Consider the following 2,349-nt stretch of genomic DNA (forward strand, 5'->3'; position numbering starts at 1 on the left):
TCGGGCGCGCGTGCCGTGCTCGACCAGCTGGATGCGGAACTCGTCGGCCTGGCGCCGGTGAAGGGCCGCATCCGCGACATCGCCGCGCTGCTGCTGATCGACAAGCTCCGTGCCGAACAGGGCCTGCAGGCCACCAAGCCGTCGCTGCACATGTGCTTCACCGGCAACCCCGGCACCGGCAAGACAACGGTCGCGATGCGCATGGCCGAGGTGTTGAAGCAGCTCGGCTACGTGCGCAAAGGCCACCTGGTGGCGGTGACGCGCGATGACCTGGTCGGCCAGTTCATCGGCCACACGGCGCCCAAGACCAAGGAAGTGCTGAAGAAGGCCATGGGCGGCGTGCTGTTCATCGACGAGGCCTACTACCTCTACCGCCCCGAGAACGAGCGCGACTACGGGCAGGAGGCGATCGAGATCCTGCTGCAGGTGATGGAGAACCAGCGTGACGACCTGGTCGTGATCCTGGCCGGCTACAAGAACCGCATGGACACCTTCTTCGGCAGCAACCCGGGCATGGCCTCGCGCATTGCGCACCACATCGACTTCCCCGACTACAGCCAGGCCGAGCTGATGCAGATCACGCAGCTGATGCTGACCCAGCTCAACTACCACTTCGACGCCTCGGCCGAGCCGGCGTTTGCGCGCTACGTGGCCTTGCGCAGGCAGCAGCCGCATTTCGCGAATGCACGCTCGATCCGCAATGCGCTGGACCGCATCCGGCTGCGCCACGCGACCCGGCTGTTCGGCTCGACCGAGGCCTTGTCGCGCGAGCAGCTCGCCACCCTGCAGGCCGAGGACATCCTCGCGAGCCGTGTCTTCGATGCCAGTGCGGCGACCTCGCCGGAGGAGCGGGCATGACCGTCGAAGCGCTGATCTTTGACGTCGACGGGACGCTGGCCGACACCGAGGAGGCGCACCGCCTTGCCTTCAACCTCGCCTTCGAACGCCACCGGCTGGGCTGGACCTGGACGCGCGCCGAATACCGTCGCCTGCTGTCGGTGACGGGCGGGAAGGAGCGCATCACCTCGTACATCCAGTCCCTGCCGGTGAGCACCGCCTTGCGCCAGCACCTGATGGCGCGAGTACCCGAGATCCACGCCGACAAGACCGAGTTCTACAGCGCCGCCGTGCGCCAGGGCGGCGTGCCCTTGCGGGACGGCGTGGCCAGGCTGCTCGAAGAGGCGCTGGCGGCGGGCTGCAGGCTCGCGATCGCCACCACCACCACCGCGGTGAACGTCGACGCACTGCTGCAGTCCGCGTTTGGTACGCGCGGGCTGGAAATGTTTGCCGTGATCGCCTGCGGCGACCAGGTGCCTGCGAAGAAACCGGCGCCCGATATCTACCGTCTCGTGCTTGCGACGCTCGGCATGGGTGCCGACCGCGCCGTCGCCTTCGAGGATTCGCCGAACGGCCTGCGCGCTGCCGTCGGTGCCGGCCTGTGGACGGTGGTGACGCCGACCTTCTGGACAGCAGGCGGGGACTTTTCCGCTGCCGGCCTGGTGCTGCCGCATCTGGGCGATCTGCAGCACCCGCTGCCGGCCGAACCGGGCACGGCGCTGGGAACGCACGCCTGGCTGAGCCTGGGCGAATTGCAGCAGCTGGCGTGCCCGCCGCGAATGCCGAATGCCGTCGATTTGCTTTACGAAGGAAGGTTTGCATGAACCAGACGATCCGCATCGCGCCCAGCCTGTTGTCGGCCGACTTCGCGCGTCTCGGCGCCGAGGTCACGGCTGTCATCGAAGCCGGCGCCGACCTGATCCATTTCGACGTGATGGACAACCACTACGTGCCGAATCTGACGATGGGTCCGATGGTGTGTCAGGCGATCAAGCCGTATTGCCGGCGCGGCGACCAGCCCGTACCGATCGACGTGCACCTGATGGTCAAGCCGGTCGACGCGCTGATCCCCTTGTTTGCGCAGGCGGGTGCATCCATCATCTCGTTCCACCCCGAGGCCAGCGAGCATGTGGACCGCACGCTGCAGCTGATCCGGTCACTCGGGGTGAAGGCCGGGCTGGTGCTGAACCCGGCGACACCGCTGCACTGGCTGGGCCATACGCTGGAGCAGCTCGATCTGGTGCTGCTGATGTCCGTCAACCCCGGCTTTGGCGGCCAGACCTTCATTGACCACGTGCTGCCGAAGATCGAAGCGGTGCGCCGCCGCATCGAGGCGACCGGGCGCGACATCTGGCTCGAGGTCGATGGCGGCGTGAACGCCGCCAACGTGCGGCGGGTCACCGAAGCTGGTGCCGACACCCTGGTGGCCGGCTCGGCCGTGTTCGGTGCCGGTGACTACCACCGCGCGATCGCAGCGCTGCGCGACGGCGCCGGGGCGGCACGGCGATGAAG

Annotated in this window: 3 protein-coding genes; all 3 read left to right on the plus strand. The window is 67.7% G+C overall.

The features are described from left to right. On the plus strand, nt 1–858 hold an 858-nt coding region (cbbX, locus tag FKP22_RS27510; protein ID WP_141291153.1), incomplete at its 5' end, for a CbbX protein. Further along, nucleotides 855–1,661 (plus strand): HAD-IA family hydrolase, encoded by an 807-nt coding sequence (locus FKP22_RS27515; RefSeq protein ID WP_141291155.1) that lies wholly within the window; start codon nt 855–857, stop codon nt 1,659–1,661. The genes cbbX and FKP22_RS27515, both read left to right, overlap by 4 nt. Then, nucleotides 1,658–2,347, plus strand: a complete 690-nt coding sequence (rpe, locus tag FKP22_RS27520; RefSeq protein ID WP_141291158.1) for a ribulose-phosphate 3-epimerase — start codon at nt 1,658–1,660, stop codon at nt 2,345–2,347. Before FKP22_RS27515 ends, rpe begins: the two co-directional genes overlap by 4 nt. The last annotated feature ends 2 nt before the right edge of the window (nt 2,348–2,349 follow it).

Origin of the sequence: Ideonella azotifigens (assembly GCF_006519715.1) — a bacterium.
GTDB classification, from domain to species: domain Bacteria; phylum Pseudomonadota; class Gammaproteobacteria; order Burkholderiales; family Burkholderiaceae_C; genus Ideonella; species Ideonella azotifigens.

Bases quoted from the DNA above. Each gene is read 5' to 3' on its own strand.
- rpe (WP_141291158.1), top strand. From the start codon at position 1,658: ATGAACCAGACGATCCGCATCGCGCCCAGCCTGTTGTCGGCCGACTTC.
- FKP22_RS27515 (WP_141291155.1), top strand. From the start codon at position 855: ATGACCGTCGAAGCGCTGATCTTTGACGTCGACGGGACGCTGGCCGAC.